Origin of the sequence: Elioraea sp. Yellowstone, assembly GCF_006704265.1 — a bacterium.
Classification (GTDB): Bacteria; Pseudomonadota; Alphaproteobacteria; order Acetobacterales; family Acetobacteraceae; genus Elioraea.
Genome location: NZ_VIKA01000309.1, coordinates 1 through 838, shown reverse-complemented (window position 1 = coordinate 838; position 838 = coordinate 1). Strand labels below are relative to the sequence as shown.

Annotated in this window: 2 protein-coding genes and 1 pseudogene; 1 reads left to right on the top strand and 2 read right to left on the bottom strand. The window is 59.1% G+C overall.

The annotated features are described in order from the left end of the window. Positions 1-34: 34 nt before the first annotated feature. Positions 35-256, bottom strand: coding sequence for a type I restriction-modification system subunit M N-terminal domain-containing protein (locus FK498_RS18875; RefSeq protein WP_202614941.1), 222 nt, complete (start codon positions 254-256; stop codon positions 35-37). Continuing rightward, on the bottom strand, positions 253-468 hold the full coding sequence (locus FK498_RS18870; protein ID WP_237561026.1) for a helix-turn-helix domain-containing protein: 216 nt from the start codon (positions 466-468) through the stop codon (positions 253-255). Before FK498_RS18870 ends, FK498_RS18875 begins: the two co-directional genes overlap by 4 nt. Positions 469-702: 234 nt before the next feature. On the opposite strand from FK498_RS18870, the pseudogene FK498_RS18865 reads away from it, so the two are divergent. Continuing rightward, positions 703-838 (top strand): annotated as a pseudogene (locus tag FK498_RS18865) (IS5/IS1182 family transposase); the annotation flags it as partial.

Here is an 838-nt window from a genome sequence, read left to right as displayed (position 1 = left end):
CCCTCGCTGCCCAAACCTTCGGACCGACAGCGAATCAGCACATCACGCCACAGGCAAGCCGTTTCGCAGAGGTCTCCTTATCGAGCTGGGTCTTCATGGAGAGCACCGCTTCCTTCGTCGGCTCCAGCACAGCATCGAGACGACGAATAACGGTCATGGGCAGAATGACATCTCGGTACTTCCCCAGGACGTAAACGTCTCGAAGTACATCGTCAGCAATATTCCAGATGAAGTTGCTGATATTCAAATCGCTCACGTGCCGCCCCTCACGCCTTGTTCTGCGCTGCTTTTTTTCTTCTGATCGATCCAGCTATCGAGGTCCGACCGCTTAAACCGCCATGCACCGGCGACCTTAAAGCCCGGCAGATCCCTGCGCTTGGCGAGCCTGTAAACGGTCTTCTCGTCGACGTTCAGGTAACCTGCCACGTCCCTTACGGTCATGGCCTGGTCAGGCGTATCCGCCATCATCCAGCCCTCACTGTTTTTCTGACCATAACAGGAGAACGCAGGGCAAACTAGTCCATTCTGGGCGCTCCAAGGTTGGCAAGGGATAAAGTCGTAACCCAGGAATCCGTCTCGCAAGCTGAACGTCGTCTTTCCGATCCAAAGATGGGCCGAAGGAGCAAGAGGACACCTCGAAAAACCCCTGGCGCTGACGGCTGCGGGCTGATTCGCTGCTGCTGGTGAGAGTGGGAGCGGCGGATGGCGGGACAGCCCGGGTTCTTCGACGCGGAGGAGCGCTTGGGGTGGCTGTCGGCCTCGGGCGATCCATTGGAACGGCTGCGCGCGGTGGTGGACTTTGAGGCGTTCCGCGCAGAGCTGGAGGCGGCGCTGCCGC